We start from the raw sequence: 14,239 nt of genomic DNA, 5'->3' as shown, positions 1-14,239 counted from the left end.
TCGGGCCCGATCGTGAGAGACGCTGGCGCCGGGCGGCACCGGGCTTCGTCACCCGGACGGGGTGGCCTCCCGGGATGCCGGAGAACCGGCGGCGAGTTGCTCGGCGTACCGGTCGCCGAGGGCGCGCAACTCCGTCCGCAGGTCATCGGGGTCCCGTTCGTCGATGAGCCGGCAGATCTCGATGAGCGGGCCGAACTCCAGCGCCGGCTGGGACACTCCGGTGAATTCCTGCGTGATGCCCGGCCGATCGCCGTCGGTCGGCCAAGGTGCTGCGGTGACATTGCCGGTCATCTGATGCAGCGACCGTACGCGGAGGATGAAGCTTTCCCAGGCCGACAGCATCTTGATCCGGAGCAGTCCTTGCAGGTCGTCGCGCAGCGTTCGAAGGTCGCTCCAGGCGGAGTCGTAGGCGTCGATCAGCAGGTCGGCCCGCCGTGACCTCAACGAGTACGTCAGTCGCAACCGCCACAGCTTTCGCCGGGCACTCGCGACGTCGTCGGCGACGGGGTCGTCGGCGAGGATCTTCACGGCCATCGTGCCCACCGCCAGCAGCACGATGAGCGCCACCACGGCGCCGAGAGGATACTTGTCCGGGGGCGTCGGGTATTCCGCCCGCAGTGCCGACCACCAGGCGATGACCGCGAGCAGGAATGCCACGAAGCCGACCGGGAGCAGCCACCATGCCAGTCGCAGGAGTCCCCGGTGCACGGCGCCCAGTCCGCGCCGCAGCCGGGCGATCCATGAGGCGTTCTGCAGCGGCTCCGGACGTAGGAATGCTGCCGAACGCCATGCGTGCAGCGGGCGGAGCAGCATCTCGGCGGAGGCCGCGATCACCACTGCAAGCACAAGCCCAGGCAACACAGCGACAGCCGTCTCGATGATCATCGTCAGCCGGTGCTGACCGCCGTCGGTGGCGTCGCCGGTCTGTGAGGTGAGATACCGGAAAACCTGGCTGAAGTACCAGACGTCGAACAGGCCGATGCCGAGGACCACCGGCCAGCGCAGCCAGCGCAGCCACGCCGGCCGCCGCCGGCCTTCTGTCGCTGCCCGGTCCAGCGCTCGCTCAAGGTCAGCCGCCGCTCGGCCGACCTGTTGCTCGCCGATCGAGACACGCATCCGGTTGAGGTGCCGGCGGGCGCGGCCGTACTTCGTCACAGCGGCATGGCGGCGCTCGATGAGCCGAGGGTCTGACCGCACGGTCTCGTACCCGTTGCGTACCGCCCCGAGCAGTGCCCGCATCTCCGGGGCATTGACCTCGTCGGCGTCGCGTGGGCCGTGCTCTCGCTCACGCGCGATCAATTCGCGCATTCCGCAGACACAGCCGGACGAGCACTGTCCGAACGGCTCGGGCACCGCGAGAGGGGAAACGTCGCTCATCAATGCTCCGAACTCAGGAATAGACGATGATTTCGACACGGCGGTTGCAGGCCATGCCCGCCCGGTCGGGCTGACCGTTGGTGAACTCGGGGCACGCCGGCCGCGTCGACGCATAGCCCTTCGGCTCGATGTTGTGGAACGACCGGGAGAGCAACTCGCCGGCGACCGTGTCGGCCCGCTGCCTGGACAGGGTCCGGTTGTGCTCGGGTGTCCCGGTGGAGTCGGTGTGGCCGGCGACCTCGATGCGGCTGTATTTCAGCGCCCCGAGGAGTTTGAACACCTCGTCCAGCGCGTCCTGCGACCGTCCGGTGGCCAAGGTGTAGGAGTCGGTGTCGAACAGGAGCGATGCCGGCACCGTCAGGACGGTCGGGTTGCCGGGTGTGTTGATGATCTTCGGCATGGTCACGTCCTCGTCGGAGAGGAGTGCGGCGTTGTCGTCGGCAACGCTGTCCGGCTTGGCCGACTGCGGCTCGGAGCAGTTCGCGCCGGTGGCGTCGCACAGTGCCTTCCACAGGGTGACGAGCCAGGTCCGTTGCGGTGTCTTGATGTCCGACCAGCCCTCCGCGGCGTTGCCGATGCCGAGGAAGTGCACGGTGAAGTCCTTGCCGAGCTTGGGCAGCTCCGGTTCGCAGGCGGACACCATCGCGGGTATGGCGCTCAGGTCGCCGATGTCCGCACCCCGCAGATCCGCGCATCCGGTGTTGCTCAGCCCGTCGGTCGCGATGTACAGCGACTTGGCGCCGGGTCGGTCCTTCACGTAGACAGCGCCCTCGGCCAGGGCACGCAGAACGTCCGTCTGCGGCTTGGTCGGTGGCGATTTGATGGCATCGGCCATGTCGCCGATCAGGCAGCTGCGGGCGTCGTCCAGGTCGTTCTGGGTGCGCGCCGCGTCGTTGCTCCGGCCGGGCGTCACCTTCTGGAACTTCCAGTCGACCGCTCCGCCGAACAGGCCCATCGCCACCAGATCCGTCCCGTTCGTGGGCACATGCGCGCCCAGTTTGGCCAGCCAGTCCTGGCGGTGATCCGAGTTCGGCCGGGTGAAGCTCGACGCGGACTTGTCGGCGAGCAACACGGTGGATCCGGAGATCTTCACACCGTCGGCGGGCGCCTTCAGGATGGTCCCGCATCGTTCTGCGCTGGGCCGTTTGGCGGCGTCCTGGGCGGTGCTGCCTTCGCCGAGCAGGTCCTTCTTGGAGCAGGCACCGCCGACCACGGCGATGGTCAGCAGGATCGCAATCTTCCGTCGCATCAGGAGGTCGCCTTCGAGTCGAAATTCGAGTTGCTGCCCGCAGGAGGGGAGGCGATGCCGAGAATCTCGTAGGTCTTGCTCAAGGCGCTGTCGGTGGCGAGCGCGAACTCCAACAGATCCATCCGATCGGCTCCGGCGGCGACCGCGGCGACCGCGTCCACCAGCTTCGCGGCTTCGTCCTTGCGGTCATCGCGCAACTTGAACAGCAGTGGAGCGACCTGCGCCGGTTGCTGGGCCATGGCCATCGCGTACGGCGTGACCCACTGGGGCAGCCCGTCATTGATGAATTTGCTCCACACCTCGCGGAGTTCGCCGAGGCGATGAGCGGACTGCTCGCTCTGCTCATATCTCGATTCGAACTTCACCTGCTCCGCCAGGGCGAGCCTCTGCAGCTCTCGTACCTCTGCCGGCATGTCGACCCGGACCCGCGCGCTGCAGCTGAGATACACGCCATCCTCGTCGGGCACGCCGGCCAACGCCGCTTCCACCGCCTGCTGGATCGCACGGGAAACGGGTGGCTCGGCCGCACCGGGCCGGAACGGAGGGAAGTCGCGGGCGATCGGGCGCGCCGATGTCATGAGTTCGGCGGTGAGGTCGGGCAGTCGCGCGTCGAGTTTGGCGTCGAGCCGAGCGGGGGCGGCCACACCGGTGGCGCAGAAGCAGAGATCGACAGTGATGGAGAAGTCGTACGAGTCGCCTTTCGCGGGCGTCGTGAACGTCACGCTTCTGACGCGGTTGACGGTCTGCGTCGCCGGGAGGTCAATCGGGGGGACCCCCGTCGATGTGTTGGGCGGCTCGCCGATCAGATTGCGCAGAACTCGGCCAATCCAGCGCCTCACCCGGCCGCGCCGGGGCCTGGAGGGGTCGATGTGCGATGACACGCCGGTCATGGCGTCTCCTCCTGATTGGGGGACAGCGATGAGGAACGGGCAACCTGCCGCTTTGCTTTGCGAAAAGCCCAGATGCGTTGGTGGAAATCGAGGTTGTCGGCCAGGGCTGAGCTACTGGCTCGGATATCGGCGAGGAGCTTTTCGGTCAGTGCGGCGGACTCCGCGGCGGCCGGGTCTCCGCGGAGCTCGTCAGCTTGATCACACCAGCGCCGCAGCGCTTCCCAGGGCGCCTCGTCCCGCTGCCCGGCGTCCAGAGCGTTGCGCCACAGGGCCAGCACCGCGTCGTAGAGGTCGTCCTGGACACTGGTCAGCTCGATGAGCAGCGGCCACCGGCTGGCACCTTCTTTGCGGGCCAGCTCGAGCAGTGACCTCGCCGCCGCCTTCCGCCAGCGCCAGTGGGGCAGCCCGGCCCACCTGGCGAGGGCCTGGATGACCTTCTCCTGGGCACCCGCGGCGAAGACGTCCAGCAGCGCCCGCTGGACGATATTGGCCAGCTCACGCTCCACGTGATCGATGGAGGCGTCGCGCCGGCCGTCCCACCGGCGAACCCGGCCGCCGACGATCTCCTCCATCCGGGCCAGCGCCTCGTCCGGATCCTTCGCCCCGAGAAATGTCCCGTAGGCGGCCATCGCGGCCGCCAGGAGCCGGACGTTGTTGCTGTGTGCCCAGCCTTGCACCAGACCCCGGACACGTCGCGCGAACCGGCCCTCCGCAGCGACCGCCAACGCTTCCAGCGCGACCGCGGCCGACTGCCGGGTGCGAAATCCACCGTTGAGCGCCCAGACGTGAATGACCTCACGGACCACGACGTCGAAGTCGTAGCACGCGAGCTGCGCGGCGGCTTGCGCGGCCTTGACCCTGACCCGCTTGATCGGATGCGCACCGAGCCCGCACAACCAGTCGAGCAGTACGTCACGCTCGCCAACGTGATCCTGCCAGATGACTTCCAGCAGGGGGATGGCCAGCCTCGGATGTGCCAGCCGGAAGATCTGCCCGGCGCCACTGTCAGCCTGGTCTCCTACCAGATCGACGCAGGCCGACCAGTATCTCGGCCCGTTGAACCAGTCGACCTTCGGCACTTCCGTCTGGATGCCGTTCGGGACGTGCAGTTCGGCCAGCCGCTTCGCTTCACGCACCACGGTTCCCGCGGACAGGTCGTACATCACCGCCGTGGCCACCAGCAGGATGCGGTGCCACAGTTCGCCCTCGTTGAGCTCCTGTTGCGCCAGGCTGAGTTTGGCCGTGGGCTCGCCTTTCAGCAGTTCCTGGTCCGGCAGACCGCTGGCCATGTCTGCCAGAACGTCCGCGGCGAGCATTGCGGCGTCCCGTGGGACCCTGCAGCGCTGCAGCGCCATGCGTACATCTGGAAGCGCACATAACGCGTCGACACGGGACGGCGGTCGGCTTGCGAGGTGCTTCTTGAAGATCGCGTCCAGCGGCGGTGGCGTGTAGGGCACCAACCAATCCGCTTTGAGTGCGGCAGATCCCTTGGGTTCGTTGACGCTTACGAGGATCAGCACGCTGTGCCGCTGCTCAAGGTCGGCGCCGATGGACCCGAACCAGGCGATGTCGGGTGCCGCGACGCTCTCCGGCAGCACGAGGATGAACGCCTTGCCCTCGGGCAGCGCCGATCCGTCGATACTCGAGATGTCGTCGGTCGCGAGGATGTGCACATTGCCCCGCGCGGTCTGACCCACGCGTTCCAGGTGACGGGCCGCCGTTGCGATCGCGGCCGTGGTGCGGCCGGAACCGGACGGCCCGACCAGGCACTGCACGGGTGAGACACGCAGAGCGTCGAGCAGCCGCTGCGCGCAGGAGGGCTGGACGTATGCGGTGACCAGCTTGCTGAGCACATGCCCTGGCACCTCGCCGGAGCGGGGAACCACGGAGTTCTCGCCACCGAAGATGCTGATCTGTTCCGCCTGGAACAGTCGTGCCCGGTCACCGGTCATCATGCTCAGATTGCGAATGCCGTGTTGCCGGTCGGCCTGCGCAGCTCGGTCGTCGGTGCTGTCCTCATCCGGCTCGGGGTCGGCGTCCTCCAGCTTGTTCGGTGCGGAATCCGCCTCCGTGGATCCGTCGGGCTGAGTCTTTTCAGCGCTCTCTTCGGACGAGCCGAACTGCGTGGCAAATGAGGTGGAGTCACCCTCGCTGAGGTCGACGTCCGGTGTGGATACGACGTCCTCGGGCTCCGGCGACTCGGCCTCGTCCGGAGCCTCGCTCACGTGTTATCAGACCCTTCGTTGTATGTAATGTGTTGCGCGACGAAGGACCTGGCGTGTTCACCCGTCTGGTAGACGTTCGTGCCGGTGAAACTTGGCGCGGCCTGGGCGGCCGCGTCGCCGGTTGCTGCGTGAGCGACGGTTTCCGCACCTTCGAGATTCAGTGCCTCGTCGTCCTTCTTGATTTGCCGATGCATTTCCTTGGTCTCCTCGTCCGGGCTGCTTCCGTGCTTTTCGGAGAGCACGTCCTCAAGCTTTACGTACACCATGATCGCTTCCTTCTTCTGGCCTGATCGGAAATGAGCGAGCATGCGCAGGCGGGCCAGTTCCTGGTCGTCGGAGCCGTAATCGTCGGCAGCGAGCAACGCCAACTCGGGGAGTAGTCGCCGGTGTTGCCCACAGCGCATCTCTGCGTCCAGGCAGAGCATGAGCGTCGCCCGGTAGTCCAGCTGCATGGCACGGATTCGGCCTTGTAACTGGCGTTCTTCACGCTCCAGCGGCGTGCCGCCGAGCAGGCCGGCGGGACTGCCCCATTCGGCCAGCGCCAAGCGGCCGAGTCGGGCCGCCTCGTCTGCACGGCGATCGATCAAAGCCACTTCGGCGCGGGCCCGCAAGGCCCGGAAACGGTGGTAGTCGACCTGATGAGCCGCGACCTTGAGTTCGTAGCCGATGTTGTGTGAGGTGGCGAGGACCGCTGCGCCGTCCACGCCCGCCTTGGTGAACGCGGCGCGGATTCGGTTGACGTAGTTGTAGACCAGTTCCGCCGGGTTCTCGGGAACTTCTTCCTCCGGCCATAGCCGCTCAATGATCTGCGGCTTTTCGACGAGCCGCCGCTCGATTGCCAGGTTCGCGAGCAGTAGTCGCTGTTTACGGTCGCCGAGATTCACCTCGGAGTCGTTGACGAACAGCTTTATCTTGCCGAGCACTCTGACATCGACATGCATACAGAACGCCTCCAGATCTCATGTGGAGAGTCGCGGAGAAGAGTTACAGATTTCCCCAGGAGATTCGACCTCGGCGACAGGCGCCATCACAGAAAGAGCGCAAGAAAGAGGTCGAAAAATGTTCGATGAGCAGGCATCAACGCCGCAGTTCCGGACCGCCTGCGAGGGCGCGGGCACCTGTGTGGAGGTTGCGACGCTGGCCAACCAGGTCCTGGTGCGTGACTCGAAGGACCCGAACGGGGCCGTGCTGGCATTCACGGTGAGCGAGTGGAGCGATTTCGTCGCCGGCGTGAAGCGCGGCGTGTTCGACATCGCGTGATCAGGATGGGTGCCGGGGCGGCCCCCTCAGTCCGCCCCGGCTCCCGGCCTGCGGGTTCCCGTTCACTGAACCGCCTGCATCTCCGCGATCAGGTCGTGCAGCAGGCGACGCGCATCGTCCCCATACACGGCGCGGCGACTCAGCGATGCCCAACGGCGTCGATACGCGTCGACATCCGGCTCATGCCGGACCTGGAGATTGCCATGGATCATCTCGACGTTGACGAGATCGTCGAGCTCGTCGTCAGTCGACTCGTAAACGGTGAACGCGTGTGAGTAGGGCACCACCGCTTGGGTCGCGTATGGCAGCAAGCCGATGGTGAGGTTGCTCAGCGTGCTCAGCGTGCTGATCCGGTCCAGCTGTGCGGCGAGCAGCATCGGCGGCCCCGGCCGCCAGCGCAGCGCGCCCTCGGTGATGAGGAACAGGAAAGTCCGTGTGTCGTCGAAGAGCAGCAACTGCCGGTCGAGCCGGGCGGCGATGACTTCGGCAAGATCGTCAGGTCCGTACGGCACCTCCTCGAACGACTCGAAGACACGCCGGGCGTAATCGGCCGTCTGCAGGAGACCGGGGACGACCGAAGGTTGGAACGTCAGGATTCTGGCCGCCCCTCGCTCCGTCTCCTCGATCTCGCCCTGGATGTGGCCCTGGGCGGACAGCTCGCTTCGCCATCGTTGGATGCTGCCGTGGGCGGCGTCGGTGAGTGCGAGGAGCAGTTCGCTCAGGTCGTCCGGCGCACCAACCGCATCCACCCAGGCCTGGACCTCAGGCATTGACGGGACGGAAACGCCGGCTTCGATGCGGGAGATCTTCGATTGGCTCATCCCGATTTTCCTGCCGAGGTCACGACCCGACAGGCCAGACCGGGTGCGGGCATGCTTCAGCTCCTCGGCGAGGCGCCGTCGGCGCTCGTCCAGGGACCAGGCGGAACCACGCTCTGTCACCAATTCTCCAAAGATCGAACGACGGGGCCTCGCCAGCATCCCTTGATGCGCGGCGATTCGTCGATCATGAATCAAGCAGGAGGTCGATTCACAGTGAACCATTTTGATGCAAGCTGTCAAGAGGGCTTCTCGCCGCCGACGATGATCACGTGGCGAGTGTCGGGCGCCAGGTCCGGGCCGTTCGGCCCCGTTCCGCCCGGCGGCGAGGTCATGATCCAGGCCGGTGAGGTGTTCGGGCGCGAGATTCTCGTCATTCAGGCGCGCAACGCACACGTGACGACGCACCCGGTGTGTGGCCTCGCGGATCATGAAAACGCCACCCCGCGCGCCGAGGTGGAGACCCCGGCGCCACGCCGTGGCGGACGGGTAGCTGTGGTCACCGCGCTCATCGGCGCCGTCGGGGTGATCGTCGCCGCATTGGTGGCGGGGGTGTTCACCGTCTGGCACGGCTGATGGTGCGCCGCCGGCCTTGGCGAGGGGTGACCCCGCGCAAAGGCCGGCGGCCCGCGTCACCTTGACTTCGCTACATAGGCGTGGATGCACTTCCTCAGCTTCACTGAACATCACGAAAGTAAGGTTCGGCCGTTCCGGCGCAAGCGATGGGCGTCACGACAGCAATACCGGGCCGAACCCGGTTGATCGGCCGCCGTCCGTAGTCCGTCCGAGTCCACTCGTTGACCACTCGCCGACGAAGTATTCGGCTGGTCCTCCTGGCAGTGCACGCAACATGGACTTGACATCGGTGTGCGTCGTCGATTGACGGAGGTCGGCACCTGATGGTCGAGCCTCACCGCTGAATCCGACGGATACGCACTGAACTTGGATAGCCGGACTCCCGGCCTAATGAGAGCATTCACAGCACGATTGGTCGGGAGCACACTCGTGCCGATATCAGATGCATTGCGTTCGGTAGATCCGCGTACCGCATCGCCGGGGCGTCTCCGTGTGTGCGGGGTCAGTCGCCGCCGGACATGGAGGCGCCCATGCCGTTGCCGGTGGTCAGGAACGAGGTCGGGGGCAGGGAGCCGTCGAGCGGGCGGGGGGACTGGGCGGTGACCGGGTCCGTGGTGCGGAACATCGACCTCGTCCAGGTGCCCTCGTCCCAGGTGTTGCGGCTGGACTGCACGGCGGCGTTGGCGCGGACCGCGGTCTCGTTGTCGATCGACACGGAGCTGCGCAGGGTCGCCGGGGCGTCGGTCACGGCGAAGCCGGTGGCGCCGTTGCGGAAGGCGGTGTTGTTGGTGAGCTGCAGGGCCGCGCGGTTGCCGCTGTCGGTGAAGCCGTGATGGACGTTGTCCCAGGCGGCGTTGTGCCGCAGCCGGTGCGCGGCCGCGGCGGGCGGGCTGCCGCCGCCGAGGGTGAAGCCGTTGCCGTTGCTCTGCCAGTCGCGCACGCCCCAGCGGTTGACGCCGTTGCCGAAGGCCCAGTTGTACTCCAGCGTCACCGGGCTGCGGAAGTCGCCGAGGTCGAAGCCGTCGTCGGCGTTGTCGAAGGCGCGGCAGCCGCGGATGAGGTTGCCGTCGCCGTCGCCGAACTTCACGCCCAGGCCGATGCCGGTCTGGCCCTGGTCGGCGGGGTTGCGGTTGCGGTAGAAGTCGCTGTCCAGGACCTGGTTGCCGACGGTGCCGTCGTCGCGCAGGGTGAGGCCCGACTCCACGTTGTCGTGGACGGACAGGCGGCGGAAGACGTCGTGCTTGCAGGAGAGGCAGACGTACGCGTGGCTGCGGGAGCCCTTGATCTCCAGGCCCTGCACGGTCCAGTAGTCCGCCCGCTGGGTGATCGCCCACTTGTCGGCGGGGATGCGCGAGGCGTCGATCACGGGTGCCTCGTCGCGGTAGTTGGTGAGCGTGATCCGCTGCTCGGCGGTGCCGCTGGTCGTGATGGTGACCGGGTCGGCGGGCCGGTAGGTGCCGCCCCGCAGCGTGATGGTCTGGCCGGGCCGCACCAGCGCGACCGCCGCCGAGAGCGTCGCCAGGGGCCGGTCGATCGAGCCGTCCCCGGTGTCCGCGCCGGTCGGTGACACGAAGATCTCGCCGGTGGTCCGGGCCGGCGGGGTCGAGGAGGAGGCGGCCGGCGGCGCCGGGGAGGCGGCCGAGGGGGCGGCGGGTGCCTGCGGCGCGGACACGGCCGGCGCCTCGCGCCCGTCCGGCGTCTCGTACACCGCGTACGCGAAGCCGCCGCCCGCCACCACGGCCACGGTCGCGACCGCGGCCGCCTTGTGCTGGAACAGCTGCTGCAGGGAGCCGAGCAGGGACGTGCCGGGCAGCGCCGCCTTCGTGAACACGGCCGGCACGGCGACCGCGCCGATCCCGTGCAGCAGCCGCTCCGGCGGGATGAGTCCGTGCCGGTGGCCGCCGCAGCCGGTGCACTCGCGGACGTGCCGGGACAGCCGCTTGCGCCACAGCGGCCGGGCCACCCCGTTCCAGCCGTCGACGACGGTCGCGAGGCCCCCGCAGCGCGGGTTCGCCGCGAGGGCCCGGACGATCGCGCGGGCCGTCTCGAGCTGCGCCTTCATGCGCTGCAGACGGACGGCGGCGTGCGGCTGGCCGATGCCGAGCGCGGCCGCGAGCTCGGTGCGGGTCAGGTCGCCGGCCGCCTCGTGCCACCACAGCGCGAGCAGGTGCCGGTCGCCGTCGTCGAGCCAGCGGGTCGCCTCGACCAGCTCGCGGCGCTGCCCGGTGAGCACCAGCTCGGTGACGGTGCGCTCGGCGAAGTCACCGGCCGGGTCGGGCACCTCGGTGAGCGCCTCCGGCCGGCGCGGGAACCCCAGCCGGCGGGCCTTGCGCAGATGGAGCTGGATCTCGCGGTACGCGATGGCGACGACCCACGAGCGGAACCGCTCCGGCTCGCGCAGGCCGCGCAGGTTGCGCACGACCCGCTCCATCGTCTCCTGCACGAGGTCGTCGACGTCGGCGTGGCCGTTCAGGGCGCGGCCGATCACGTTGTACACCAGCGGCAGGTGCGCGGCGGTCAGCTCCTCCAGCGCCGCCCGGTCGCCGGCCTGGGCCGCCGCGACGAGCTCGGCCGTCTCGACGATGGTCTCGGCCACCGGGCCTCCCGCCTGCGATGTTAGCGCTCCCAACCGCCGCCGCATGGTTCCATGCCGTTCGGCGGGGTGTAAAGGGAGCGCCGTCGCGGCCAGCGGCGACGGGCGTAACTTTCAGAAAACACAGCGGTGGGCCCATCGCTGATCGCGATGAGCCCACCGTTGGTGGTGCCGGGTGTTACGCGACGGGGTAGTCCGCCAGGTAGATCGGCACGCCGATCATGCTGGTGTCGGCCGCGTTGCCCACGCCGTTGACGACGTGGTTGATGACGCCGGCGCTCAGGTTGACCGTCATGATGTGGTGCAGCTTGACGCCCGGAGTGTTCGGGGCCTCGAAGCCGTTCTCGGTCTGGATCGACGGGTTGTTCTGGTTGAAGACGTACACGCCCGCGCCGTACAGGTTGTGGGTCTTCACCTTGTTGTTGACCTTGTAACCGGCGTAGCCCTTGACGCTGCCGTTCATCCAGTCGGCCTGCGTCGGCGGGTCGTACGGCAGCTCGTTCTGGTACAGGATCGTGGTGCCGCGCTCGCCGTTCCAGACGGTGTTGTACTTCTGGAAGTGCTCGACGAAGAGGCCCGTCGCGGTCACGTTGTCGCCGTTGATGATGGCGCCGTAGCGGCCGGTGTTGGTGACCCAGCGCTGGTTGTCGCCGTTGACGCCGCCGGTGAAGCCCTCGACGCCGTGGTCGCCGCGCCACACCCAGGTGTGGTCGATGAGCACGTTGTCGCTGTTGACCTCGAGCGCGGTGTCGGTCTTGCCGATGTGAGGGCCGCCGACGCGGAAGTACACGTCGGACAGCGTGGTCGGGTTCTTCGGGTCGCTGAAGCCCCAGCCGTGCTCCTTGCCGACGCGCAGCAGGACCTTCGACTCCTTGAGGCCGGCGTCGATGGTGACGCCCGCGACGATGATGCCCGGGACGTCGGCGACGTCGAGCGGGGTGGCGCCGTTGACCGCGGTCAGCGTCGCGTGCCCGATGCCGAGGACCACCTGGTTGGGCCAGCGGACCTCAATGCTGCGGGCGATGTCGTACATGCCGGGGGTGAGCAGCAGGTTCTTACCGGCGAGCAGCGCCAGGTTGATCTTGGCGACCGAGTCGCCCGGCTTGGCGACGTAGAAGTCCGACAGCGGGATGGTGCGGCCGGCGGTCTGGCCGTTCGCCCACGAGATGCCGCTGGTGTTCTTCTGCGCCGACGGGACGCGGACCTGGTACTTGCCCTTGGCGTCGACGAAGAGGTACGGCTTCTCCCGGCTGATCGGGGTCTGCGCGATGGTGGTGTACGGCGGGTTCGGGAACGCCGAGTCGTCCGGGGCGCCGACGACGCCCGAGAAGACCTGGTTCCAGACACCGTTGGACCAGTTGTCGACCTGGCTGTTGCGGGTCAGCCACTGCTGCTGCGAGCCGTTGACGATCGTCCCGGCCTTCGAGTCGGCGATGAAGCCGCCGCTGGCGTACTGCGGGCCGGCGGTGCAGTAGTCCATCAGCGACAGGTTGCCGCCCGTGACGTTGAGGCGCCGCAGCGAGACGGCCTGCGACACGGCCCAGAAGTTGGCCGAGCCGCGGCAGCCGTCCTGGCCCTTGCCGTTGACGTTGATCGACAGGTTGGACAGCGTGCGCCAGAAGTTGACCAGCGCGAGGCAGTTGCTGGTGCCGCCGTTCTCGAGGCAGCGGTTGTACACCTCGACCTTGCCGTTGATGACGACGTCGCCCGGGTTGGCGCCCAGGCCGGCGATCTCGGTGTAGTAGCCGACCTTGAACTGCAGCGGCTGGTCTGCCGTGCCGTACGTGCCGGGCTTGAAGTAGTAGGCGTACCGAGCGGTGCCCATCTCGTTGTCGACCTGCTTGGCGTAGGTCGCGTCCAGCTTCGCCTGGATCTCGCTGACCGGCGTGCTCGGGTCGAACACGGTGACGTTGGGGCCCAGGTCCTGCGACCCGCCGTTCAACCCGGGCGGGGTCGCGCCGGCCGCTGTCCCCATCGAGGCGGTGGCGGTCGTCAGCGCCAGGCTGAGCACGAACGCCCTGCCGACGTTGCGACGGCTCGACCACCGCCTCACGGAATGCTCGGACTGGATCGTCATACGGGTGCGTCCTCTCGATCGTGCGGGCGGGTGAGGTACACGGTGGATGGGGTGTGGGAGGAGCCGGCGGCGCATCGGCGTCCGCGTGTGAGAGCGCTCTCTCCAGCGTGTTGTTTCTACCGTGTAAATCCGCCGTGCGCTACGTCCGCGCGCCCTCGATTTCCACGAAACCGCTCGGCGGTCACGGGAAATGCGGACGTTCCGTGCGATCCATCCGGGCTGCGGCGATTTGTGAAAGCGCTCCAACGACCGGGTGAGACGGAGGGTGATTCTGCTGTTTCACCCGGTCCGGCCGGGATCGGTCATCGCTGATGGCCGCTACGGTCGTGCTATGTCTCCGGTGCTGGTCCGCCCATACGTGAGAGTCATCGCGCACCATCAGATTCCACCCGCGGCACACCCCAACAACGCACCGGCGGTGGCGCGCCCCGAACCGCCGGAATACCACCCACGGCATTCCTGGATGACCCTCGTGAATCCGGCACCGTCGGCATCGCCGGGCTCTCGGCCGGCGCACCGCCGGGCGGGGCGGCACCACCCCGCGTTCGCGTGGACGGTGCTGGTCGTGACGACCGCGACGACCGCCCTGGCGCTGTCGGCCGGCGACCGGCCCGCGACGTCCGCGCCCTCCGCGGACTCCGCGCCGTCGTCCGGCCGGCTGCAGATGGCCGTCCTCCCGCCGCCGGTCGAGGCGGGCCTCGGGTTCGCGCCGGCCCTTGAGCCCGGCGCTGAGTCCGGTACTGGGTCCGGTGTCGCGCCCGCGGCCGTCTCCGGCGCCGCGTCGGGGCCGCTGGTCGGGTCCGCCGGGCTCTGCCTGGACGCGTCCGTGCGGCTGCGCCGCTGCTCCGGCGCCGCGGCGCAGACCTGGACGCTCGTCGCCGACGGCACGCTGCGCACGGCGGGCCGCTGCCTGGACGCCTCGCTGCGGCTGGGCGCCTGCTCCGGTGCCGTCGCGCAGCAGTGGGACGCCGTCCGGGGCGCGCTGGTCACCCGCTCCTCGAAGCAGTGCCTGACGGAGTGGGGCGGCAGGCCGTACATCACCCGCTGCGCCGGCACGAGGCAGCAGCGCTGGCAGGTGCCGCCGGCACCGGCACGGTGAACCCGTCCACCGGCGCGACCGCCTCCCGTCGCGGCAGGGAGCGCCCGGTGCGCGGGTCGGCCGGCTCAGGATCCG

General features: G+C 68.4%; 11 protein-coding genes. 3 read left to right on the top strand and 8 right to left on the bottom strand.

Features of this window, described 5'->3' with window-relative positions:
* Positions 1–48 precede the first annotated feature (48 nt).
* From ABZ321_RS06785 to ABZ321_RS06765, 5 genes are read right to left on the bottom strand one after another with little or no spacing between them, the layout of a single operon-like run.
* A complete protein-coding gene (locus ABZ321_RS06785; RefSeq protein ID WP_344501223.1) occupies positions 49–1,377 on the bottom strand; it encodes a hypothetical protein in 1,329 nt (442 codons plus the stop codon).
* A 13-nt stretch (positions 1,378–1,390) separates the two neighbouring features.
* Entirely contained in the window at positions 1,391–2,590 is a 1,200-nt protein-coding gene (locus ABZ321_RS06780) for an OmpA family protein (RefSeq protein ID WP_344501224.1), read from the bottom strand.
* Positions 2,591–2,625: 35 nt separating this feature from the next.
* Positions 2,626–3,516 (bottom strand): hypothetical protein, encoded by an 891-nt coding sequence (locus ABZ321_RS06775; protein ID WP_344501225.1) that lies wholly within the window; start codon positions 3,514–3,516, stop codon positions 2,626–2,628.
* Positions 3,513–5,741 carry a hypothetical protein gene (locus ABZ321_RS06770; RefSeq protein WP_354889840.1) on the bottom strand — a complete coding sequence of 743 codons (2,229 nt, stop codon included), beginning with the start codon at positions 5,739–5,741 and terminating at the stop codon, positions 3,513–3,515. Before ABZ321_RS06770 ends, ABZ321_RS06775 begins: the two co-directional genes overlap by 4 nt.
* Entirely contained in the window at positions 5,738–6,682 is a 945-nt protein-coding gene (locus ABZ321_RS06765; protein WP_354889838.1) for a BTAD domain-containing putative transcriptional regulator, read from the bottom strand. Before ABZ321_RS06765 ends, ABZ321_RS06770 begins: the two co-directional genes overlap by 4 nt.
* 118 nt (positions 6,683–6,800) lie before the next feature.
* On the opposite strand from ABZ321_RS06765, the gene ABZ321_RS06760 reads away from it, so the two are divergent.
* Positions 6,801–7,001 (top strand): DUF397 domain-containing protein, encoded by a 201-nt coding sequence (locus tag ABZ321_RS06760; RefSeq protein WP_344501228.1) that lies wholly within the window; start codon positions 6,801–6,803, stop codon positions 6,999–7,001.
* A 62-nt stretch (positions 7,002–7,063) separates the two neighbouring features.
* Here ABZ321_RS06760 and ABZ321_RS06755 read toward each other — a convergent pair whose 3' ends face one another.
* A complete protein-coding gene (locus tag ABZ321_RS06755) occupies positions 7,064–7,942 on the bottom strand; it encodes a helix-turn-helix transcriptional regulator (protein WP_344501229.1) in 879 nt (292 codons plus the stop codon).
* 45 nt (positions 7,943–7,987) lie between these two features.
* On the opposite strand from ABZ321_RS06755, the gene ABZ321_RS06750 reads away from it, so the two are divergent.
* A complete protein-coding gene (locus ABZ321_RS06750) occupies positions 7,988–8,395 on the top strand; it encodes a hypothetical protein (protein ID WP_344501230.1) in 408 nt (135 codons plus the stop codon).
* Positions 8,396–8,897: 502 nt separating this feature from the next.
* Here the strand turns inward: ABZ321_RS06750 and ABZ321_RS06745 are convergent.
* Entirely contained in the window at positions 8,898–10,991 is a 2,094-nt protein-coding gene (locus tag ABZ321_RS06745) for a sigma-70 family RNA polymerase sigma factor (protein ID WP_354889835.1), read from the bottom strand.
* Positions 10,992–11,166: 175 nt separating this feature from the next.
* The gene (locus ABZ321_RS06740) at positions 11,167–13,065 is read right to left on the bottom strand and encodes an adenylyl cyclase (RefSeq protein WP_344501232.1); all 1,899 of its coding nucleotides are present in this window, start codon (positions 13,063–13,065) and stop codon (positions 11,167–11,169) included.
* 565 nt (positions 13,066–13,630) lie between these two features.
* On the opposite strand from ABZ321_RS06740, the gene ABZ321_RS06735 reads away from it, so the two are divergent.
* Positions 13,631–14,164, top strand: coding sequence for a ricin-type beta-trefoil lectin domain protein (locus ABZ321_RS06735; protein WP_354889833.1), 534 nt, complete (start codon positions 13,631–13,633; stop codon positions 14,162–14,164).
* Positions 14,165–14,239: the final 75 nt, after the last annotated feature.

It is taken from the genome of Dactylosporangium sp. NPDC006015 (assembly GCF_040614215.1).
GTDB lineage: Bacteria > Actinomycetota > Actinomycetes > Mycobacteriales > Micromonosporaceae > Dactylosporangium > Dactylosporangium maewongense.
This window is presented reverse-complemented; position numbering and strand designations above follow the sequence as displayed.